Source organism: Kineosphaera limosa NBRC 100340 (genome assembly GCF_000298215.1).
In the GTDB taxonomy this organism is placed as follows: Bacteria; Actinomycetota; Actinomycetes; order Actinomycetales; family Dermatophilaceae; genus Kineosphaera; species Kineosphaera limosa.
In genome coordinates this window covers 29,504-49,931 of sequence record NZ_BAHD01000003.1, presented here as the reverse complement: position 1 = coordinate 49,931, position 20,428 = coordinate 29,504, and the positions used below count along the sequence as shown (strand labels likewise).

At 72.1% G+C, this 20,428-nt stretch carries 18 protein-coding genes; 5 read left to right on the top strand and 13 right to left on the bottom strand.

Annotated features, from left to right (window positions below):
* Position 1 precedes the first annotated feature (1 nt).
* The 7 genes from nuoE to KILIM_RS00580 form a co-directional block, all read right to left on the bottom strand.
* Positions 2 to 781 (bottom strand): NADH-quinone oxidoreductase subunit NuoE, encoded by a 780-nt coding sequence (gene nuoE / locus KILIM_RS00610; RefSeq protein ID WP_006590658.1) that lies wholly within the window; start codon positions 779 to 781, stop codon positions 2 to 4.
* Positions 781 to 2,163 (bottom strand): NADH-quinone oxidoreductase subunit D, encoded by a 1,383-nt coding sequence (locus KILIM_RS00605; protein WP_051988571.1) that lies wholly within the window; start codon positions 2,161 to 2,163, stop codon positions 781 to 783. The genes nuoE and KILIM_RS00605 overlap by 1 nt, the downstream gene beginning before the upstream one ends.
* A complete protein-coding gene (locus tag KILIM_RS00600) occupies positions 2,163 to 2,945 on the bottom strand; it encodes an NADH-quinone oxidoreductase subunit C (protein WP_006590656.1) in 783 nt (260 codons plus the stop codon). Before KILIM_RS00600 ends, KILIM_RS00605 begins: the two co-directional genes overlap by 1 nt.
* Complete coding sequence (locus KILIM_RS00595; protein ID WP_006590655.1) at positions 2,942 to 3,496, bottom strand: NuoB/complex I 20 kDa subunit family protein; 555 nt, start codon at positions 3,494 to 3,496, stop codon at positions 2,942 to 2,944. The genes KILIM_RS00600 and KILIM_RS00595 overlap by 4 nt, the downstream gene beginning before the upstream one ends.
* A gap of 3 nt (positions 3,497 to 3,499) precedes the next feature.
* Entirely contained in the window at positions 3,500 to 3,865 is a 366-nt protein-coding gene (gene ndhC / locus KILIM_RS00590; RefSeq protein ID WP_006590654.1) for an NADH-quinone oxidoreductase subunit A, read from the bottom strand.
* Positions 3,866 to 4,061: 196 nt separating this feature from the next.
* Positions 4,062 to 5,372 (bottom strand): NAD(P)/FAD-dependent oxidoreductase, encoded by a 1,311-nt coding sequence (locus KILIM_RS00585; protein ID WP_006590653.1) that lies wholly within the window; start codon positions 5,370 to 5,372, stop codon positions 4,062 to 4,064.
* Between the two features lie 65 nt (positions 5,373 to 5,437).
* Positions 5,438 to 6,133, bottom strand: coding sequence for a demethylmenaquinone methyltransferase (locus KILIM_RS00580; RefSeq protein ID WP_006590652.1), 696 nt, complete (start codon positions 6,131 to 6,133; stop codon positions 5,438 to 5,440).
* A gap of 59 nt (positions 6,134 to 6,192) precedes the next feature.
* On the opposite strand from KILIM_RS00580, the gene KILIM_RS00575 reads away from it, so the two are divergent.
* Positions 6,193 to 7,536: an isochorismate synthase gene (locus KILIM_RS00575; protein WP_006590651.1), complete on the top strand. Its 1,344-nt coding sequence runs from the start codon at positions 6,193 to 6,195 to the stop codon at positions 7,534 to 7,536.
* 37 nt (positions 7,537 to 7,573) lie between these two features.
* On the opposite strand, the gene KILIM_RS00570 is transcribed toward KILIM_RS00575, so the two are convergent.
* The 5 genes from KILIM_RS00570 to KILIM_RS00550 all read right to left on the bottom strand — a co-directional run bounded on the left by KILIM_RS00570 (position 7,574) and on the right by KILIM_RS00550 (position 14,503).
* Positions 7,574 to 8,458 (bottom strand): MerR family transcriptional regulator, encoded by an 885-nt coding sequence (locus KILIM_RS00570; protein ID WP_006590650.1) that lies wholly within the window; start codon positions 8,456 to 8,458, stop codon positions 7,574 to 7,576.
* 452 nt (positions 8,459 to 8,910) lie between these two features.
* On the bottom strand, positions 8,911 to 10,830 hold the full coding sequence (menD, locus tag KILIM_RS00565) for a 2-succinyl-5-enolpyruvyl-6-hydroxy-3-cyclohexene-1-carboxylic-acid synthase (RefSeq protein ID WP_051988570.1): 1,920 nt from the start codon (positions 10,828 to 10,830) through the stop codon (positions 8,911 to 8,913).
* Between the two features lie 75 nt (positions 10,831 to 10,905).
* A complete protein-coding gene (locus KILIM_RS00560; RefSeq protein ID WP_006590648.1) occupies positions 10,906 to 11,901 on the bottom strand; it encodes a carbohydrate kinase family protein in 996 nt (331 codons plus the stop codon).
* Positions 11,902 to 11,936: 35 nt separating this feature from the next.
* The gene (locus tag KILIM_RS00555) at positions 11,937 to 12,776 is read right to left on the bottom strand and encodes a PfkB family carbohydrate kinase (protein ID WP_006590647.1); all 840 of its coding nucleotides are present in this window, start codon (positions 12,774 to 12,776) and stop codon (positions 11,937 to 11,939) included.
* A complete protein-coding gene (locus tag KILIM_RS00550; protein ID WP_006590646.1) occupies positions 12,773 to 14,503 on the bottom strand; it encodes a glycoside hydrolase family 3 protein in 1,731 nt (576 codons plus the stop codon). The genes KILIM_RS00555 and KILIM_RS00550 overlap by 4 nt, the downstream gene beginning before the upstream one ends.
* Positions 14,504 to 14,684: 181 nt before the next feature.
* Between KILIM_RS00550 and KILIM_RS00545 the strand changes: the two genes are divergently transcribed.
* Genes KILIM_RS00545 through phnE form a run of 3 tightly spaced genes read left to right on the top strand, consistent with a single transcriptional unit; the run spans position 14,685 to position 18,249 of the window.
* Positions 14,685 to 15,659: a phosphate/phosphite/phosphonate ABC transporter substrate-binding protein gene (locus tag KILIM_RS00545; protein ID WP_006590645.1), complete on the top strand. Its 975-nt coding sequence runs from the start codon at positions 14,685 to 14,687 to the stop codon at positions 15,657 to 15,659.
* An 11-nt stretch (positions 15,660 to 15,670) separates the two neighbouring features.
* Entirely contained in the window at positions 15,671 to 16,528 is an 858-nt protein-coding gene (gene phnC, locus KILIM_RS00540) for a phosphonate ABC transporter ATP-binding protein (RefSeq protein ID WP_006590644.1), read from the top strand.
* Positions 16,528 to 18,249, top strand: a complete 1,722-nt coding sequence (gene phnE, locus KILIM_RS00535) for a phosphonate ABC transporter, permease protein PhnE (protein WP_006590643.1) — start codon at positions 16,528 to 16,530, stop codon at positions 18,247 to 18,249. Before phnC ends, phnE begins: the two co-directional genes overlap by 1 nt.
* Before the next feature lie 60 nt (positions 18,250 to 18,309).
* Here the strand turns inward: phnE and KILIM_RS00530 are convergent, their stop codons facing one another.
* A complete protein-coding gene (locus KILIM_RS00530; RefSeq protein WP_006590642.1) occupies positions 18,310 to 19,515 on the bottom strand; it encodes a TIGR03364 family FAD-dependent oxidoreductase in 1,206 nt (401 codons plus the stop codon).
* Positions 19,516 to 19,718: 203 nt separating this feature from the next.
* On the opposite strand from KILIM_RS00530, the gene KILIM_RS00525 reads away from it, so the two are divergent.
* Positions 19,719 to 20,423 (top strand): phosphonatase-like hydrolase, encoded by a 705-nt coding sequence (locus tag KILIM_RS00525; RefSeq protein ID WP_040561753.1) that lies wholly within the window; start codon positions 19,719 to 19,721, stop codon positions 20,421 to 20,423.
* The last annotated feature ends 5 nt before the right edge of the window (positions 20,424 to 20,428 follow it).

The following is a 20,428-nucleotide window of genomic DNA, read 5'->3' as shown; positions in this document are numbered from 1 at the left end:
CTCACGCACCCGCCTTGTCGTTTCCGGGCTTTTCAACCGGCGCGTTCGCCGTGCTCTGATCCGACTCGCCGTCACCGTATCCCGGCGCGTGCCAGCCATGGTCGCGGGCCACCCGCAGGCCGGCCAGGGACGCCGGGCCGGCCGCGGTGCCCTCGTCGGCCCGCCCGTCGGAGAAGCCCGCCAGCACCCGCGAGACCTCCTTGAACGTGCACACCTTGGCGGCGCCGCGGGTCGGGGTCGCGTCGCGGCCGGCGCGCAACTCCTCGACCAGGTCGACGGCGCTCTCCGGGGTCTGGTTGTCGAAGAACTCCCAGTTGGCCATGACGACCGGCGCGTAGTCGCAGGCGGCATTGCACTCGACCCGCTCCAGAGTGATCTTGCCGTCCGGGGTCGTCTCGTCGTGCCCGATACCCAGGTGCTCGCTGACGCGCTCGAAGATCGCGTCGCCGCCCATCACGGCGCACAACGTGTTCGTGCAGACCCCGACCGTGTAATCGCCGTTGGGAAAGCGCTTGTACTGCGTGTAGAACGTCGCCACGCCGCTGACCTCGGCGGGGGTCACGTCGACGACCTCGGCGCAGAACTCGATGCCGCGGGTCGTCACGTAACCGTCGACGCTCTGCACGTAGTGCAGCAGCGGCAGCAGCGCCGAGCGCTTGTGCGGATAACGGCTCACGATGTCAGCGGCGTCGATCCGCATCCGGTCGAGCACGTCCGCCTCGTACGGCGGCAGCTCGACGGCGGGCGACGTGCCGTAGTTGGGCTGGTTGCCATGGGCCATCAGCGGTCCACCCCTCCGAGCACCGGGTCGATGGAGGCGACGGCCACGACGGTGTCGGCGACATTGCCGCCTTCGACCATCAGGGCGGTGGCCTGCAGGTTGTTGAAGGCCGGGTCGCGGAAGTGCGCCCGGTAGGGGCGGGTGCCGCCATCGGAGACGACGTGCGCACCCAGCTCGCCCTTGGCGGACTCCACCGGCACGTAGGCCTGGCCGGCCGGCACGCGGAATCCCTCGGTGACGAGCTTGAAGTGGTGGATGAGCGCCTCCATCGAGGTGCCCATGATCTCGCGGATGTGCTCGAGGCTGTTGCCCTGGCCGTCCGAGCCGATCGACAGCTGCGCCGGCCAGGCGATCTTCTTGTCCTCCACCATGACCGGACCGGGCGTCTTCTCCAGGCGCTCGATGCACTGTTCGACGATCCGCAGGCTCTGCCAGATCTCGTCGAAGCGCACGCGGATGCGGCCGTAGGAATCGGCCGTGTCCCAGGTGCAGACGTCGAAGTCGTAGGTCTCGTAGCCGCAGTACGGGTTGGTCTTGCGCAGGTCGTACGGCAAGCCGGCCGAGCGCAGCACCGGGCCGGTGATGCCCAAGGCCATGCACCCGGCGAGGTCGAGGTAGCCGACGCCCTCGGTGCGGCCCTTGAGGATGGGGTTCTCCAGGATCAGCGCCTCGAGCTCACGGATGCCCTGGCGGAACAGCGGCAACTCGGTGTCGAAGATATCCTTCCAGCCCACCGGCAGGTCGTTGGCGACGCCACCGGGCCGGATGTAGGCGTTGTTCATGCGCAGGCCCGTGGTCGCCTCAACGAACCGGAAGAGCCGCTCGCGCTCCCGGAAGCCGCAGGTCATGACCGTGGTCGCGCCCAACTCCATGCCGCCGGTGCCCAGGCAGATGAGGTGGCTGGACATCCGGGTGATCTCCATCATGAGCACCCGGATGATGTTGGCGCGCTCGGGGATCTGGTCTTCGATGCCGAGCAGCCGCTCGATGCCCAGGCAGTACGTCGTCTCCTGGAACATCGGGGTCAGGTAGTCCATGCGGGTGCAGAAGGTGACCCCCTGCGTCCACGTGCGGAACTCCATGTTCTTCTCGATGCCGGTGTGCAGGTAGCCGATGCCGACGCGGCACTCGGTGACCGACTCGCCGTCGAGCTCGAGGATGAGTCGGAGCACGCCGTGGGTGGAGGGGTGCTGCGGACCCATGTTGACGACGATCCGCTCGTCGCTGTGCGCGATGGCCTCTTGGGACAACTCGTCCCAGTCGCCGCCGGAGGCGTTGACGACGTAGCCCTCTTCGGAGTCGCCCATGCCGCCGGTGGCGTGCACGTTCTCGCCGCCGGCGAAGGCGGTGGACCCGCCCGCGGTGTTGGTGTCGGTGCTCATCAGTTGTACGCCCTCCGCTCGTCCGGCGGCGGCACGGTGGCGCCCTTGTACTCCACCGGGATGCCGCCGAGGGGGTAGTCCTTGCGCTGCGGGTGACCCGGCCAGTCGTCCGGCATGAGGATGCGGGTCAGGGCGGGGTGGCCGTCGAAGATGATGCCGAACATGTCCCACGTCTCCCGCTCGTGCCAGGTCACCGAGGGGTAGACCTCGACGATCGAGGGGATGTGCCGGTCGGCGTCGGGGCAGGTGACCTCGACGCGCAGTCGGCGGCCGCCGTGGGTGACCGAAGCGAAGTGGTAGACCGCGTGCAACTCGGTGCCCGGGGTGTCCAGGAAGTGCACCCCCGAGACGCCCGTGCACAACTCGAAACGCAGCGCCGGCGCGTCACGCAGCACCCGCACCACCGGCAGCAGGTGCTCCCGCGCCACGAACAGCGTCATCTCGCCGCGGTCGACGATGACGTGCTGCACGGCCTCCTCGATCGAGGTCTGACCCCACTGGGCCAGCGCGCTGCCCAGCTCGTCAGCGATCTCGTCGAAGTAGCCGCCGTACGGGCGGGTCGCCGCGCCCGGAAAGAGAATCGGCGCGACTAGGCCGCCGAAGCCGGTCGTGTCGCCGCCGTTGCGGGCACCGAACATGCCGCGCCGCTCGCCTCGCTGCTCGGGGTCAGGGATGGTACCCGGCGACGCCGGCAGGTTGGCCGCCGCCGCCTCTTCGGGGGTCAACCCGCTCTCCTGCCCGGCCTGAACCTGGCCCTTACCCTCCGCCTTAGGGTCACTCACGCCAAAAGCCCCTTCATCTGGTGCGTCGGGGTCGCATTAAGCGCGGCCTGCTCGACCTTGCGGGCGATCTCCGCGCGGTTGCCGACGTGCGGCTCCTTGATGATCTGCTCGTGCAGCGTGATGATCGCGTGCAGCAGCATCTGCGGACGCGGCGGACAGCCTGGTAAATAGACGTCGACCGGGACGATGTGATCGACGCCCTGCACGATCGCGTAGTTGTTGAACATGCCGCCGGAGCTGGCGCACACGCCCATCGAGAGCACCCACTTGGGCTCGGGCATTTGGTCGTACACCTGGCGGACGACGGGAGCCATCTTCTGACTCACGCGGCCCGCGACGATCATCAGGTCGGCCTGGCGCGGGGTGGCGGCGAACCGCTCCATCCCGAAGCGCGCGATGTCGTAGTCAGGCGTGCCGACCGCCATCATCTCGATCGCGCAGCAGGCCAGACCGAAGGTGGCGGGCCACATCGACGTCTTGAGCAGGTACCCCGCAACCTGGCTGACGTTGGCCGTCAGTACCCCCGACGGCAGCTTCTCCTCGACTCCCATGGGTCAGTCCCACTCCAATCCGCCGCGGCGCCACACATAGGCGTCGGCAATGAAGAACGCGTTCACGAGGAAGAGGGTCACGCCCAGCAGGACCGCCAGACCCAGCTGGTCGAAGGCCACCGCGAAGGGCAGCAGGAAGACCGCCTCGATGTCGAAGATGATGAACAGCATCGCGACCGTCGTGTACTTGACGGGGAACCGCCCGCCGGCCTCGGCGCGCGGCGACGGCTGGATGCCGCACTCGTAGGCCTGGAACTTCACCGCGTTGTACTTGCGCGGCCCGATGATGCCGAGCAAAAGCACCGAGAGGGCCGCGAAGCCCACCCCGAACGTGAAGAAGAAGAGAATCGGCAGATAGGGGCTGGTCATCTCGACACGCTCCCCTTTCGCTTGGTCCGGTGGCTGCCGCGGTGCGGCCGCTGTCAGTCTGTCGTGCCGGGCGGGCGGTTGCCAGCAGTTCGCGCAGGGTGTCGCCTAGCCGTACCCGCCGAATTCTGAGGTCACGCGCAGACTTCGCCCATACTAGTGACCCGCTTGTCCGTTCGGGCGGCAGGGGTCGGCCCGTTCAGGCGGCTGGGGTCACCCTGGTCAGGGCAGCGATCACCCGGTCGTCCAGGCGTCCCCCGGAGGGCTCGCCGAGGTTGGCCATCACCTTGAGCAACAGCCGCATGAGCGCCGTGCGCGGCAACCCGTACTTGACGGCGTACCGCATGATCTGCGGGTGCCCGATGAGCCCGGCGAAGTGCCGGCCCAGGGTGTAGTAGCCACCGAGCGAGTCCTTCATGGCGCTCTGATAGCGCTGCAGGGCGCGCTCGCGGCCGACGGGGTCGAGGGTCTTGGCCGCCGCGATGCACTCGGCGGCAACCCGCCCGGCTTGCAACGCATAGTCGATGCCCTCGCCGTTGAACGGGTTGACCATGCCGCCCGCGTCGCCGACGAGCAGCAGGCCGTCGGCGTACAGCGGCTCCCGATTGAAGCACATCGGCAACGCGGCGCCGCGAATGGGGGCGGTCATCGTCTGCGGCGTCAGCGTCCACTCGGCGGGGGTGGTGGCGATCCAGCGCCGCAGCACGTCTTTGTAGTCGACAGTGCCGAACGACGGCGAGGTGTCGAGCATGCCCAGCCCCACGTTGACCCCGCCGTCGCCGGTCGGGAACAACCAGGCGTAGCCGGGCATGAGGATCTTCTTGGTGGCCGGGTCGTTGGGGTCCGCCGCCGGGTCCTCCGGCACCCACAGCTCCAACCAGGACGAGATGTAGTCGTCCCGGGTGCGCGGGCTGTCCCAGTAGGCGCGCACGGCCACCCCCATCGGGCGGTCCTCGCGCTTGGGCCGGCCCAACGCGGTCGCCAGGCGCGACGAGACTCCGTCGGCGGCGACCACGACCGGAGCCAGCACGCTGCGCCGCTCCCCCGTCGCCCGCCCGTCCGGACCCATGACCTTGACCTGCACGCCGGCGATGCGCCCGGTGCGGTCGTCGCGCAGCGGGGCCTGCACGTTCATCCCCTCCAACAGCCGGGCGCCGCAGGCGGCGGCGTACCGGGCCAGCGTCTCGTCGAGTTCGCTGCGGCGGCGCACGAGCCCGTAATCGGGAAAGGCGTCGGTGCTGGGCCAGTCCAAGGTGAGGTCGTGCCCGCCGCCCTGGATGTGCAGGCCGCGGTTGCGGGCCCAGCCGGTGGTGTCGACGCCCAGGTGCAGGAGCTCCTTGACCGCGCGGGGGGTCAGTCCGTCGCCGCAGATCTTGTCGCGCGGAAAGCGCGCCTTCTCCAGCAACACGACATCCAGGCCGTGCCCCGCCAGATAGGCCGCGGTCGCCGACCCGCCCGGGCCGGCTCCCACGACGACGACGTCGGCCCGCTCGGTGCCGCTACCAGTCACGCTGCAACTTCCTCATCTGTTGTGTTCGGTACATCTTGCGGTGTCGCGTCGACCGTGGGTGGCGCTCAATCGAGGCGGATGGCGCGGTGCACCGCGACGATTCCGCCGGTCAGGTCGCGCCACTCGACTCCGGCCCAGCCGGCGTCCTGCAGGCGGTCCGCGAGCCCCTGCTGATCGGGCCACGCCTGGATCGACTCGGCCAGATAGACGTACGAAGAGGGGTCCGAGCTGACGCGCTGAGCGATCATCGGCAGCACCCGCAGCGCGCCGCGGTGGTACAGCGTGCGCCACACGGTGTTGGTGGGGCGGCTGAACTCAGCGATGACCAGCCGGCCGCCGCGCTTGGTGACGCGGTGGAACTCCCGCAGCGCGGCGTGCACGTCGTCGACGTTGCGCAGTCCGAACGACATCGTCACGACGTCGAAACTGCCGTCCGCGAACGGCAGTTGCGTGGCGTCGGCGGCCGTGAACGCGAGGTCGGGGCGGCGTCGGCGCCCCTGCAGCAGCATGCCCAGGGAGAAGTCGGCCGGCACCACGTCGACGCCCGCATCGGCCAGCGGCACGCTGCTGGTGCCGGTGCCGGCAGCGATGTCGAGGACCCGCTCGCCCGGGTGAGCGGCGATCTCACCGACGACGACCTTGCGCCAGTAGCGGTCGAGTCCGCCGGTCAACACGTCGTTCGTGATGTCGTAGCGGGCCGCGACGTCGTCGAACATCGCGGCGACCTCGCGGGGCTTCTTCTCCAGACTGGCGCGACCCATGCGTGGCATTCTCCCCCAGGGCGGCCCCGGGCGCGGAGCCGGGATTAGGCTGACCCCTTGTGACGTCTTCCGTGCTGCCCGCCCTGGACGCCGGCCCGGCCGGCGAGCCGCGGTTGGTGGCGCGCACCCGGTTGGTCGGTGCCGACGAGCTGCCGGCGCCCGCAGACCTGCTGGCGCAGCTGCCGCACGGTCGGCGCCCGGAGGATCTGTGCGCCTGGGTGCGCGACGGTCAGGGCGTCGTGGGCTGGGGCATCGCCGGGCGGATCACCACGTGGGGCCGCGGCCGATTCGCGGATGCGCAGGCCTGGTGGCGGGCCTTCGTCGACCGCCTCGACGTCGACGACGAGGTGGGCGTGTTCGGCAGCGGGCCGCTCGCCTTCGGTAGCTTCTCCTATTCCGCCGCCTCCGATGCCGGCTCGTGCCTCGTCGTGCCGCGCGTCGTCCTGGGGCACCGCGACGGTCGGTGGTGGCGGACGACCCTCTCCCCCGCCGACTCGGCCGACCCCGGCGACCCGGGGCTGTGGCAGGGGCACGTCGACCCGCCGCTGGACCCGCCGCTCGACCACGGTGAGGTCGCCTTCGCGGACGGAGCCCTGTCGGGGCCGGCCTGGCGCGAGGTCGTGGCGCAGGCGGTCGAGCGGATCGGCGCGGGCACTCTGGAGAAGGTGGTGCTGGCCCGCGATCTGCTGGCGATCGCGGAGCGACCCATCGATCCACGCCTCCTGTTGACCCGGCTCGCGTCGGGCTACCCGCGCACCTGGGTCTTCGGTGTCGACGGGATGGTGGGGGCGACCCCCGAGATGCTCGTGCGGCTGGAGCGCGGGCTGGTGACCTCGCGGGTGCTCGCCGGCACGATCCGGCGCTCGGGGGACGACGAGCACGACCTGGCCTTGGCCGGCTCGCTGGCCCGCTCGAGCAAAGACCTGGAGGAGCACGAGTACGCCGTGCGGTCGGTGGCCGAAAGCCTGGCGCGGCACTGCACCTCGATGAGCGTGCCGGAGTCGCCGTTCGTGCTGCATCTGCCGAACGTCATGCACCTGGCCACGGACGTGGCCGGCCGCACCCGCAATGGCGACACGTCGGTCGATCTGGCGGCCTCGCTGCATCCGTCGGCCGCCGTCTGCGGCACCCCGACGAGCACCGCCGATCGGCTCATCGCCGAGCTGGAGGGGATGGATCGGGGGCGCTACGCCGGTCCGGTCGGATGGATGGACGCCAGCGGCGACGGCGAGTGGGCGATCGCTTTGCGCTCCGGGGCGATGGCGGCGGACGATCCGCGGCGGATGCGCATTTTCGCGGGCTGCGGGATCGTCGCCGGCTCCGATCCCGACGCCGAGCTCGCCGAGTCGGAGGCCAAACTGGTGCCGATGCGCGACGCGCTGACGGGGTTGTTGGGGGCGTAGGCGCCCGGGTCCGCCGGTGCGCCCCGCAAGCTACCGGTCAGCGCGGGGTGCCGACGAGGGCTTGGGCTGCTTGGGTGGGTGTGCCGGTAAAGCGGCCCACGCCCAGGTCGTCCGCGAGTTGCGCGGACGCTCCGGTCCCGGCGAGGGCCAGCCGGTCGGCTCCGATGAGGTCGCGCAGCTGGCCGAGCTCGGGGCGTTTGCTCCAGAACAGTTCGGCGCGGGTGGCCGAGAGCACGACGAGGTCAGGGGTCAGGGCCTGGGCGGCGCTGGTGATGGCGCTCATGGGGGTGTCCGAGCCGAGGTGCCGCACCCGCCAGCCAGCCTGCGCCAGCAGGATGCCGAAGCTCATCAGCATCAGGTCATGCTGCTCCCCCGAGGGGCAGGCGAGCAGGGCCAGCGGTCCGTCTCCTTGCTCGTCGGTCTGGCACAGGGGCGCCAGTCGGCGGCGGATGAGGGAGCTGGCGAAGTGCTCGTGCGCGACGGTCGCGCGGCCGTCGGCCCAGCGCTCCCCGAGCTCGCGCAGGTACGGGATGAGGATCTCGTCCAGGCCGGCCCCGAACGGGTGGTCGGCGAGCAGATCGTCCAGCGCGACGGAGGCGCGCACCTCGTCGAAGCCCTGGACCGCCTCGTGCAGGTGGTCCAGCAGCTCGCGGCTCGGCCTCTTGGGCTCGGTGACGCCGGTCGGCGCTGGTGGGGCCGGGCGTCCGTTCCGCCGCGCGAGCACCCGGGTGACCGCTTCACCGGCGGGGACCCCCTGGGCGCGTTGTTCGCGCATCTGGTTCAGCAGCGCCTCGTCACGCGGCCCGTACAACCGGTAACCACCGGCGGAGCGCGTGGGACTGAGCAGGCCGTAGCGACGCTCCCACATCCGGATGAGGTGGGGGCTGACTCCCGTGCGCGCGGCGAGTTCGGCGATGCGCATGGCGGGCTCAGCCGTCGTCGTCTTCGTGATGGCCAGCCTCCCTCGATGCCCTCGCTCGGCCCCATCGACCGACCAGTGGCTCGGGGTTCCCCGGAGCCCACCCTGCCGGCTCCGGGGAATCCCCCGAACTCTTCAGCCGCCGCTCGGACGTCTTCGCGGGCCCGCGGCATCACTCCCCACGCGGCGGGCCTGTCCCCACCCCCTCACTGCCTTGACGCGCAAAAGGTTGTCACTCGCGCATATGTCGCCAGACGCGTTGGCGGCGGCATCTGGCGACGATCGTCGCGAGCGGCGACTGAAGCACTCCAACCTTAGACAAACATGCGACACCACCGCCAGTTCGCCGACATTCCTAGTTCGCGGCGACATGCAGAGCTAGAACTGTGGCTCTGGGCCGAGCGTGGGACTTTCGGCAGGAGGGGGTGCCAGCGGGAAGGGGCGGCAGAAGGGGTTTACGGGCGGGAGGAGAGCGCGGCGAGGGCGTTGAGCGTGGCGCGTTCGGCCCGGGCGGCGTCGCGGCGGATCGGGACGTGCAGCACGCGCAGTCCGCGGGGGCGTGGGGCCAGGCGGGCCGCGAGGTCGGCGCGGCCGGTGATGCGCTCGTAGGGCACGCCGTGCGCCGCGCACAGGGCCGCGACATCGGTGTCGGTCGGGGTGGCGAAGATCCGCTCGTAGCCGGCCGAGTCGGCGTCGCGGCGGGCCGGGTCCCCGTACTCCAGGGTGGCGAAGATGCCGCCGCCGCGGTCGTCGGCGAGCACGATCGTCAGGTCGGGTACCGGCTCGGCCGGGCCGATGGCCAGTGCGTTCGCGTCGTGCAGGAACGTCAGGTCGCCGACGAGCGCGTATGTGGGGTGATCTGCCCGAGCCAACGCCAGGCCGGTGGCGGTGCTCAGGCAGCCGTCGATGCCGGCGAGTCCGCGGTTGGCCACGACGAGGGGGCCGCGGGGGCCGCGGGCGAGTTCGACGTCGCGGGCACTGTTCGACGAGCCGACGAAGAGGACCGCGCCCGCGGGCACCGCGCGCAGCGTCGCCTGAGCCAGGGCCACGCCGGTCGCCTCCGCATCGTCGCGCCAGGCCGCAGCGAGGTGCGCCTCGACGAGGTCGTGCAGAGTGCGCCCCGCCTCGAACCAGCGGGCGGCCCAGGGCCGGGGCTCGCGGTCGCCGGCGCGCTCGGCGAGCTGACCCCAGGCGCGCCACGTCGACCAGGGGTACACGCGGTGGGCGACGTGCCCCGGGTCGGGCCAGCGCGCCGAGTCGGCCACGACCTCGACCCGCACGCCGGGGGTGCGCAGCAGGGCCGCGAACTCCCGGGAGAGGGTGAGCCGGCCGACGACGAGGATCCGCTCCGGCGGCGCCTCGCGCAGCAGGTCGGAGGCGGCCAGCAGCAGCGGTCCGTGCGGGATGACCCCCGCCCGATCACCGGTACCGAAGGGCTCGGCCAGCACCGGCACCCCGAGCCGACGGGCCGTCTGCACAACCTGCGCGGACCGGCGCCCGTCGGCATCGCCCAGGTCGCCCAGGAGCACCAGCGTGCGATCGCCCGGCAGGTCGAGGTCGCCGAACGAGGTCACGGCCGGCTCGGCGCGCAGGTGCGGTGACAGCGCGGTGGGCGGGGGTGCTGCGGGGGTCGCCGTCCAGGGGGCCCCACCCGGTCGTCCTTGCACGGGGTTCGGCGCCCGCTCGTCGCCGGCCGCACGGTCCCGGGCGTCGGGTTTCTGGTCGTCGGCCTCTCGGGCGTTGTCGGGGGCGGGGGTGGCGTCGGCCTGCAGGAGCGACGGCGCCAGCGGGTCGCGCAGGGGGAGGTTGAGGTGCACCGGTCCGGGTTCACCGCCGAGTGCTCCGGTGGCGGCGGCGACGGCGCGGTCGACGACGGTGCGCCACGTGGCCGCCTGCCCCGGCCACAGCGCCTCCGGCACCCCCAGGTCGTGGGCCCAGCGCACGGCCTCAGCGAAGAGGCCGACCTGTTGGGTCGTCTGGTTGGCGCGGGTGCCGCGCAGTTCCGGCGGGCGGTCGGCGGTGAGCAGGAGCAGCGGCACGCCGGCTTCGTGCGCCTCCAGGACGGCCGGATGCAGGTTGGCCACCGCCGTGCCAGAGGTCGTGACCACCGCGGCGGGTCGGCGGCTGCCGCGCGCCAGACCCAGCGCCAGGAAGGCGGCGCTGCGCTCGTCGACGCGCACGTGCAACCGGATGCGGCGGGCGTCGACGCGGCGGTCGGCGGCGAGCAGCGCGTAGGCCAGCGGCGCCGACCGCGACCCGGGGCAGAGCACCACGTGCCGCACGCCGCAACGGGCCAGCTCGTCAACGAAGACCTGCGCCAAGCCCTGCGCGGGTGTCACCTGCTCCCCTGCAGAGCGGTCGGACTCGCTGCTCATGCCCACCTCACCATGCTGCCCAGGGTGCCGCCCAGCGTCGCCCATCGCATCATCACTGGCCGGACACGACGGGACTCAGTCCCATTCGGGTTCGGCGAGGGGGCCCAGCAAGTAGCCGCCAAGCGCCTTGCCAGCATCGACGTGGGCCTGCTGCCACCACGTGAGCAGGGCGGCGTCGAGAGCCTCCTCACGGTCCCGACCGTGCGCCAGCTCGGCGGCCAGCCGCCCGCAGAAGGCATGCTGCGCCCACGCGGAGGTCGCATCGACGGTTGCCCACCTGTCGTACTGTCCGCCCGCGGCCGCCACGGCCTCCGGCACCGACCTGAGCGCCCCGTCCCACGAGGCCCCGTAGCCGCCGTCGAGCACGAGCGTCGAGCCGAACATCGCTCCGGACTCCGCGAGCATGCCGGCGCCCTCGGTGTCGACGACCGCGACATCGATGCGTTCGAACAGCTGCGGTTGGACACCGGATGCCGACGTCGAGCCGGCCGCGAAGGGCGGCAGCGGGCGCAGGTCTGCCACGAGCTGAAGGTCCGCCTCGAGGGCGGCCTCGATGAGCTCGGGCTCGCGGGCCAGCGTGAACCCGTCGAGCAGCAGGCAGTCGCCCGGCCTGGTGCGCGCGAGCAGTGCCGCCACCTCCTCGGTCGCGAGGCGGTCGTAGGAGTCCCGATCCGGCACGTACAGGCCACCGGTGCGGTCGGCGGGCGGCGTCGTGACGGCCACGGGCTCCTGCGGTCCCGACGGCAGCAGGCAGTAGGAAAGTGCGCCAGTGGCCACCCCGGTGCGCACCCGTAGGTGCGTCGTGTCGATGCCCGCTGCGGTCAGCCGTTCGAGGCACGCGCGCCCCTCTTCGTCGTCGCCGACATCGGCGGCGAGCACCACTTGCGCGCGGCCGGCGCGGACGCCCACAGCCGCTGCGGCGCCGGCGCCGTCGACCCAGGTGTAGATCGGCGCGGCCAGGTATTGGGCGGGGACGCCCCCCAGCGCGGTGACCTCCAGCAGACGGCCCACGAGGACCGCGCCGGCCACGACGACGGTGCGCGCCCGAGCCTCAGGGACGCCGTGGGGCACCGGCCGAACAGCTGCGCCGCCCTCGGGGGCCCGACTCACAGGGTGGCGTCGGGTTGGGCCCCGGCGTGCCGGACGGCGGTCGCTCCGGACTCCTGACCTGCGTCGAGCGCGGCATCGTGGTCCGCCCCGGCGGCCAGGGCCGCGCACAGGGCACCGCAGAAGGCGTCGCCGGCGCCTGTCGTGTCGATGACCTGGTCGGCCGGTACCTTCGGGCCGCTGCGCGGCTCGCCGTCCCAGCCGGCTCCCTTGGCGCCGAAGGTCGTGATCGTCGACGGCGCGTGCAGCCCGGCCTCCGCCAACTGCTGGGCTTCGTGCTCGTTGACGATGACCGCCTCGACGAGGTCGAGCACCTCCTGCTCCAGCGGCGCGAACGGAGCGAGGTTGATGAGCACCCGCGCGCCGGCGGCGGTGGCCCCGCGGATCGCGTCGGCGCTCACCTCGTGCGGGATCTCCTGCTGCAGCAGCACGACGTCGTCGGGGGTCAGTCCCTCGAGGGCTTGAGCGAGGGTGTCGGGCCAGCGATCGGAGGCGTTGGCGCCCGGCGCGATGACGATGGAGTTCTCGCCCTGCGCATCCACCACGATCAGGGCCGTGCCCGTCGGACGAGTCTCGTCGGTGACGAGCAGGTCGACGTCGACGCCGAGGTCGGCCAGCCTGGACCGGTAGGCCCGGCCACCCTCGTCGTCGCCGACGTGGCCGACCATGGCGACATTCGCCCCGGCTCGCTGCGCCGCGGCGGCCTGATTGGCGCCCTTGCCGCCGGCGACCCGCACGAGGTCGGATCCGGTCAGCGTCTCTCCTGGTTTTGGGTGTCGCTCTACCTGGGTCACCAGGTCGATGTTCAACGAGCCGATGACGATGACCCGACCGCTCACTGTTCCCTCCCGCATCCGGAGCCGATGGCGTGGTCGCCGACCGCAACCGGCAGTGTTCCGGCGGCGGCCTGCCGACCCAGCAGCACGTCGACGAGCCCGGCGAAGGTTGCCGGCGTGCGGCCGAATGTTGCGAGCTTAGCGACGCGGGCGCGGTCGTTGGCCAGGGCGTAGGGCGCATCGAGCGCGACGACGATGTCGGCGGTGAGTCGGCCGCCACCGGCCTCGCCCGCGTTCTCGGCCGCGCGGTAGGTCGAACCGCCGCGTAAGGCAACGGTGGTCCCGGAGCCTGTGCGCAGCCCGGCGGCCTGCGCGGCCCGGGTCAGGGCGGCCCGGTCGACTTCGCTGCCGCCGCTGATGGAGATACCCGAGCCGACGAGCTTGCCCCCACACTGCCCAGAGATCTGTGTGATCGAGGCGGCTGCGAGCTGCTTGGCGACCTGCTGATGGCTGCCGGGAGCGCTGGGTTCGGGGGCCGCGTGCACGCCGGCGCGCAGCGTCGCGACCATCCGCGTCGCCGACTCCTCGAGCCGCGCCCTGGTGAGGGTGCCGTCGTCGACGGCGGCGACGAGGGCATCGACGGCGGCCGCGGGATCGGCCGGCATGAGCAGCACGTCGGCACCCGCGCGCACCGCCTCGACCGCGGCCTTGCCGGCGCCGAACCGCCCGCTGACCGCCGCCATCTCCAGGGCGTCGGTGACGATGAGGCCACCGAACCTCAACTCCTCGCGCAGCAGGCCGGTGAGCACCTTGTGCGAGACCGTCGCGGGCCGGTCGCGGTCGAGCGCCGGCACCACGATGTGCGCGGTCATGATCGCCGGGGCGCCCTTGAGCTGCGCGAACGGCACCAGGTCGCGTTGCCGCAGCGCGGCCAGGCTCGCCGGCTGCACGACGGTGCCGACGTGTGTATCGGCGGTCACCGAGCCGTGCCCGGGAAAATGCTTGAGGGTCGGCACGATGCCCGCGTCGAGGTAGCCGGCGGTCAGGCCAGCACCGACACGGGCGACGCGCTGGGGGTCCGAGCTGGGCGAGCGGACCCCGATCGTCGGGTCCTGCGCGCCGATCGTCACGTCGACGTCGGGCGCCAGCACGACCGTGTATCCCAGTCCGCGCAGCTCGGCACCGGAGGCCGCCCCCACCGTGCGTGCCAGCCCCTGGTCGTCGGCGGCCCCCAGGGCCATGGCGGCGGGGAACATCGTCAGCGGCGCATCGAGCCGGGTCACCGGCCCGCCCTCCTGATCGATGGAGATGAACGCCGGCCAGGTGCGACCGGAGGCCTCGACCGCGCGTGTGAAGCCCTGGTTGGCCGCCTTTGCCGCCGGCACGGCCGCGCTCCCGGCGGGCAAGTTGTCGCGGAAGACCGCGTAGCCCCCGTAACCCTGCTGCTGCAGGGCCGTCGCGGCAGCCGAGGCGGAGCCGGACTGGCGGGGGACGACGAGCTGGGCCGCCAGCCGCCGGGTCGACAGCTTCGCCACGTCCGCGCGGGCCGCGCTCAGCTGGGCGGCGCTCGGCAGACGCGACGGGGTCTCATCGGCTGCGGTCTGCCCGCCGGCCGCCCCCTCCTGCGGCCGGGCGTTCTCGTCGGACCCGGCCGGCGCCTGGGCGCTCGAGTGCGCCTGCGGCGCCGACCCCGCCAGGCTGCACGCCGCGACCGGCAGCATCGTCGCGGTCACCAACGCCACCAACCCGGCCGCGCGCCGGCGTCCGCCTGCGATCGCTCTCCCGTTCATCCCTCTCCTTACAACCGGCTCCCTACGACCGACTCTGCCCAGTCTGCGGGGGCGAGCCGACCCTTGGCCGAATGGTCAACCCGAGTTCATCCGGGCGTCGACCGACTGACCGTTGGCTGCGGTCGACTCTGGGTCCCGACCGCACGCCGTCGGTCGTCCCTCTGCGCCCGAAGGACTCACCATGTCACGCACCCCGCACCTCTTCCGACTCTCGTCGGTCGTTGCCGCCTCTGCCGCCACCCTGCTCGCCCTCGCGAGCTGCGGTCAGAGTGCCGCCGAATCCTCGTCACCGGCCGGCGAGGGGAGCACGGGCGGGGAGAAGACCACGCTGGTCGTGGCCGCGGTGCCGGCCGAGGAGTCGACGGCGCTGACGAGCCAGTGGGGCGGCATCGCCAAGCTGCTCGAGCGGGAGACCGGCGCCAAGGTGACGATCCAGCAGGCCACCGACTACGCCGCGATCGTCGAAGGCCAGCGCGCCGGCAAGATCGACCTGGCGATGTACGGCCCGTTGTCCTACGTCATGGCCCACGACGGCGGGGTGCCCGTCGAGCCGATCGGCGCCCTCATCGACGCCAAGGACGAGAAGCCGGGCTACACCTCGACGGCGTGGGTGCCCGCGGCCTCGGAGATCGCCGACCTCAAGGGCTTCGCCGGCAAGAAGGTGTGCTTCGTCGACAAGGCCTCGACGTCGGGCTACCTCTACCCCTCCGCCGGGCTCGAGGCCGACGGCATCGACCCCGAGACCGGCGTCACCCCGGTCATGGCCGGCGGCCACGACGCGTCGCTGCTGGCGACCAAGAGCGGTCAGTGCGATGCCGGCTTCGCCTACGACACGATGGCCGCCGAGCTCGTCAAGAAGGGCCAGCTCAAGGAGGGCGAGCTGAAGCAGGTGTGGACCTCGGAGGTCATCCCCGGCTCCCCCATCGCGATGAACACCACGACGATTCCGGCCGACATGCAGGCCAAGATCAAGGCCGCGATCGTCGAGAAGGGCAACAAGGACGCGCTCGTCGCCGCCGGCGACTGCTCGGATGCCGCCTCGTGCCCGCTGCCCGAGGACAGCTGGGGCTTCGCCGCGGCCACCGACGCCGACTACGCCAGCGTGCGCACCGTCTGCGACCTGACGAAGTCGCCCGCCTGCTCGGGCAAGCAGTGAGTGCCGTTGCGATGCCCCCCGGCTCGGCCAGCGGGGTGCCCGGCTACTCAGAGGTGCGCCTCGACCACGTGACCAAGGACTTCGGCGGCACCAAGGGCCTCGACGATGTCTCCGTGGCGTTCGAGGCCGAGCGGGTCACCGTGCTGCTCGGCCTGTCGGGCTCGGGCAAGTCGACGCTGCTGCGCCACATCAACGGGCTGCAGCAGCCCACCTCGGGGCGCGTCATCGTGCGCGGCGAGTCGGTGGAGCGCGCCTCCGGTCGCGCGCTGAAGGCGCTGCGCCGCGAGATCGGGTTCATCTTCCAGCACTTCCACCTCGTCGAGTCGATGTCGGTGCTGGAGAACGTGTGCACCGGCACCCTCGGCGGGCTGCGCGGGCCGCGGCTGTCGCTCATGAGCTACCCCAAGGCCATCCGGCGCCAGGCCTACGAGCAGCTCGAGCGGGTCGGGCTGGCCGAGCGCGCCTACCAGCGGGCGGACACCCTCTCCGGTGGCCAGCAGCAGCGCGTCGCCATCGCCCGCGCCCTCGTGCAGCGCCCCAAGATCCTGCTGGCCGACGAGCCTGTGGCCTCCCTGGACCCGGTGTCGGCGGCGCAGGTCATGGAGCTCATCACCCGGATCAGCCGCGAAGAGAGCCTGACCGTGGTGTGCAGCCTGCACCAGGTGCAGACCGCCCTGACCCACGCCGACCGCATCGTCGGGCTGCGCGCCGGGCGCATCGTGCTGGACCGCGCGACCGCCGACATCGGTCGCGAGGAGGCGCTGTCGATCTACGACAGCGTGGCCGCGGCGACCCCCGAAGCCGCCACCTCGGACTCCGCGCCTGCTGCGCCCGCTGGGGCCGCCACGTCAGCTCCGGGCGGGCACTGATGCCGGTCTCCACCCCCTCGGCTCCACAAAAGTCGGCGTCGACGGCCGAGTTGCCGGCGGCGCCACCGCCCTCGGCTCGCACGATCGCCGCGGCGGTCATCCTGCTCGCGCTGCTGGCGGCCGCGATCTGGTCGATCATCGATCTGCGCATCAACATCGCGAGCCTGGCCGACAGCGCATCGAACGCCGTCGACTTCGCCGAGCGGGTCTTCCCGCTCGACTTCCCGCCGCTGGGCGAACTGCTCGGACTGGTCGCGACCACGCTGGCCATCGTCACCCTGGCCACGGCGCTGTCGGTCGTCCTGTCGCTGCCGGTGGCCATCTTCGCCGCCTCGAACACGACCACCGGGCGGATGTCGCGCGGTACCGCTCGCGTGCTCATCGTCGTGGCCCGCGCCATCCCCGACCTCATCCTGGCGATCATCTTCTTCCGCATCTTCGGGCTCGGGGCGCTGCCCGGCATCCTGGCCCTCGGCATCCACTCGGTGGGCATGGTCGCCAAGCTCTACGCCGACGCGATCGAGTCCCTCGACAACGGGCCGCTCGAGGCGATCCGGGCGGCCGGCGGCTCCCGGTTGCAGCAGATCACCGTCGGCATCATCCCGCCGCTCATGCCGCAGCTCATCGCGACCGCGCTGCACCGCTTCGACATCAACCTGCGCACCTCCGTGGTGCTCGGGTACGTCGGAGTCGGCGGGCTCGGGCTGGAGATGGCCGATGCCATGCGCACCCTGAACTACCCGCGGGGCATGGCGCTCGCGCTGTTCGTGCTCGTGCTGTGCATCGTCGTCGAGCTGCTCTCGGGGGCGATCCGGTCGGCCATCATGGCGGGCGCGACCACCCGCCGCAGCGGCGGCCTGGCCGGCGCCCTGGATCGCATCTCCTCGGGCTGGTTCACCGGCGGCCGCCGCGCGCAGACCACCCGCCCCACCGGCCCCGGGGCGCTCGTGCCGCCGTGGACCGCCGAACGCGTGCGCCGCTTCGCCTTCGTCGCAGCCATCGCCATCGTGCTCGCGCTGGCCTTCCTGGGCTCGGGCCTGACCTGGCGAGACACGTTCACCGGCCTGGCGCAGGTCGGACCCACGGTCGGGCTGTTCTTCCCGCCCGGCGGCGTCGACCTGCTGACGATGCTGCTGCGCGAGCTGCTCATCACGGTCGAGATCGCCCTGGCCGCAACGCTGCTCGGCGCCATCCTGGCGCTGCCGATCGGCATTCTCGCGGCGCGCAATGTGGTGTCGAACCGGGCGGTGCAGACCACCTTCCGGGTGCTCATCGTGCTCGTGCGCGGCATCCCCGAGCTGATCCTGGCGATCATCTTCGTCGTCGTCACCGGACTCGGCAGCGTGGCCGGCACCCTGGCGCTGGCCATCGGCGCCATCGGCCTGCTCAGCAAACTCGTCGCCGACTCCCTCGAGGAGACCGACACCCGCGTGCAAGACGCGCTGCGGGCCAGCGGGGCGACCGGCCCGCAGGTGTTCGTGGCGGCGACCCTGCGTCAGGCCGCCCCGGCGTTCGTCGCGCACCTGATGTACCTGCTCGACGTCAACGTGCGCTCGGCCACGCTGCTGGGCATCGTCGGAGCCGGTGGTATCGGGTTCTACCTGCTCAACGCCTCGCGCGTCATGCAGTTCGACGTCGTCACGACGATCGTGCTCATGATCCTGGCAGTCGTCCTCATCATCGAGGGGTTGGCCATCTTCGTCCGCAAGGCCCTGTCGTAGGTCGCACGATCCGCGAACGGCCCCGCACACACCTGTGTGCGGGGCCGTTCGCGCGCCGGGCTAGAGCTGCGCGAGGGATTGGCGCGCGAGACCGAAGCTCAGGGTGACGCCGATGCCGGTGGAGACGGTGACGACGCGGACGCCCGGAGCGGGCTCGGCTCGCACGAGCGGCGTCGTCGCGCTCGAGGCGTAGACACCCTGCCAGCGCTGCCGCACCCGCAGCCGTTCGACGCCGAGCACGTCGGCCAGCTCGGCGAGCAGCAGGTCGGCGACGTCCTCGTCGAGAAACGGCGGAGCGGCGAGGTCGTAGTGGTGGGAGTCGCCGACCAGGAGCGTGCCGTCGGGTCGCCGGGTGCACATGGCGTTGGCGACGATGTCGAGCAACTGCGGGCGATGCTGGGCGATGCGCTCCCGCAGGGCACCTGCGGCCTGCGTCTGCGCGAGCCCGTCGTAGCGCAGCATCGAGGTCGCCGTGAGCACCGCGTTCTCCCCCAGATCCGGCGGAGCGTCGACGAGCGCCATCGACAGACGGCACCGCTGCACGTCGTTGTCGTCGGCCAGCTGCGGGAAGAGATAATCGAGGTCGTGGCCGACGCACACGACGATCCGCTCGCCGCGCACCGGCCCGCGCGAGGTGTGCACCACTCCCGGTTCGACGCCCTGGACGCAGGTGCGCCAGTGGATGCGCACGCCGGGCTGCTGCTGCAGCCAGCCGGCGATGGCGGCCGCGGTGACGCGCGGGTCGATGCGCAGGTCGGCGGGGAAGAACGCGCCGCCCACCAGCCCCTGCGAGCCGCGCCCGAGCCGGCGCGCCGCGCCCTCGGCGTCGAGCAGTTGCACCGCGTCCGCACCGCGCAGGCCGGCGAACTCCTCCAGCACGGCCATCTCGTCGGCGGCCCGGGCGACGACGACCGCCCCCGCCTGCGCCGCCCAGAAACCCGCTCGCGACGCAGCCCCCAGCCAACCGTCGCGGGAGTCCTGCGCCAGCTCGAGCAGCTCCCCGACCTGCGCCGTCACGCAAGCGTGCCCGAAGTTGCGGACGCTGGCGCCGACCGCGGCCGCGTCGCGCTCCACGATCTGCACGCTCCACCCCGCCCGCACCGCCTCCACAGCGTGTGCCAGCCCCACGAGTCCGGCACCGACCACGACCAGATCGGCGCCGCCATCGCCACCGATCGCCTCCCGGGCGGACGACTCCGTGCTGGATGGCCCACTGGGTGGCGTGCGGGGCAGGGCAGGGGACGCGGTTGCGGCATCGAAGCTCATGCCCTCATCCCACCCGCTGCGCCGGGCCCTAGCAGCAATCGGCCGTGGACCTGCACCAGAGTTCATCGGTGCTTCACACCGCGGACATGCGGCGTCGCACCAACGCCGCCGCCACCTTCGTAGGCTCGCGCTGCACCCGCGCGCCGCTGCCGAGCTTTGTCGACCGACGGCCGCCCCCCACCTCGCCTCCGGGAGGCTCCCCCATGATCCGACTCGCCACCCTCGACATGGCCGGCACGACCGTCGACGACGGCCATCACGTGTACCGCGTGCTGGCGGAGTCCGTGACGCGCGAGGGCGCCTCGATCACCGACGCCCAGCTGCAGGAGTGGATGGGCACGGAGAAGCGCGACGCCATCACCAACCTGCTGCGCATCGGCGGGGTGGAGACCGACGAGGCTCAGGTCGAGGCGGCGTTCACGTGGTTCCTCGCCGAGCTGGAACGGGCCTACCGGCAGGCGCCGCCGACGCCGCTGCCCGGGGTCGTCGACGGCATCGCCGCCCTGCGGGCGCGCGGCATCAAGGTGGTGCTGACCACCGGTTTCACCCGCAGCATCGCCTACCCGATCCTGGCGGCGATGGGGTGGACGACCGGCGACGACGAGTCCGCGACGATCGACGGCATCGTGTGCGCCGACGAGGTGCGCCGCGGACGGCCCGCGCCGTACATGATCTTTCGCGCGATGGAACTGGCCGGCGTCGAGAGCGTCGAGCAGACATCGGCCACGGGCGACACCGTCGCGGATGTCGAGGCCGGCCGTAACGCCGGCGTGCTGGCCATCGCGGTGACGAGCGGGAAGCTGCCGGCCACAGCGTTCGACGGGGTCGACGTCGACCACGTCATTCCCGGCGTGGCCGACCTGCTCGACTTGCCGGAGTTCGCGGGCGTGCCCGCGTTCGCCGGCTGACCCGG

Excerpts from the sequence above, each read along its gene's own strand:
- KILIM_RS00595 (WP_006590655.1), bottom strand. The coding sequence starts at position 3,496 with ATGGGAGTCGAGGAGAAGCTGCCGTCGGGGGTACTGACGGCCAACGTC.
- phnC (WP_006590644.1), top strand. The coding sequence starts at position 15,671 with ATGCCCCCCGGCTCGGCCAGCGGGGTGCCCGGCTACTCAGAGGTGCGC.
- KILIM_RS00605 (WP_051988571.1), bottom strand. The coding sequence starts at position 2,163 with ATGAGCACCGACACCAACACCGCGGGCGGGTCCACCGCCTTCGCCGGC.
- KILIM_RS00530 (WP_006590642.1), bottom strand. The coding sequence starts at position 19,515 with ATGAGCTTCGATGCCGCAACCGCGTCCCCTGCCCTGCCCCGCACGCCA.
- KILIM_RS00545 (WP_006590645.1), top strand. The coding sequence starts at position 14,685 with ATGTCACGCACCCCGCACCTCTTCCGACTCTCGTCGGTCGTTGCCGCC.
- menD (WP_051988570.1), bottom strand. The coding sequence starts at position 10,830 with ATGAGCAGCGAGTCCGACCGCTCTGCAGGGGAGCAGGTGACACCCGCG.
- KILIM_RS00580 (WP_006590652.1), bottom strand. The coding sequence starts at position 6,133 with ATGGGTCGCGCCAGTCTGGAGAAGAAGCCCCGCGAGGTCGCCGCGATG.
- phnE (WP_006590643.1), top strand. The coding sequence starts at position 16,528 with ATGCCGGTCTCCACCCCCTCGGCTCCACAAAAGTCGGCGTCGACGGCC.
- ndhC (WP_006590654.1), bottom strand. The coding sequence starts at position 3,865 with ATGACCAGCCCCTATCTGCCGATTCTCTTCTTCTTCACGTTCGGGGTG.
- KILIM_RS00525 (WP_040561753.1), top strand. The coding sequence starts at position 19,719 with ATGATCCGACTCGCCACCCTCGACATGGCCGGCACGACCGTCGACGAC.
- KILIM_RS00550 (WP_006590646.1), bottom strand. The coding sequence starts at position 14,503 with ATGAACGGGAGAGCGATCGCAGGCGGACGCCGGCGCGCGGCCGGGTTG.
- KILIM_RS00570 (WP_006590650.1), bottom strand. The coding sequence starts at position 8,458 with ATGCGCATCGCCGAACTCGCCGCGCGCACGGGAGTCAGCCCCCACCTC.
- nuoE (WP_006590658.1), bottom strand. The coding sequence starts at position 781 with ATGGCCCATGGCAACCAGCCCAACTACGGCACGTCGCCCGCCGTCGAG.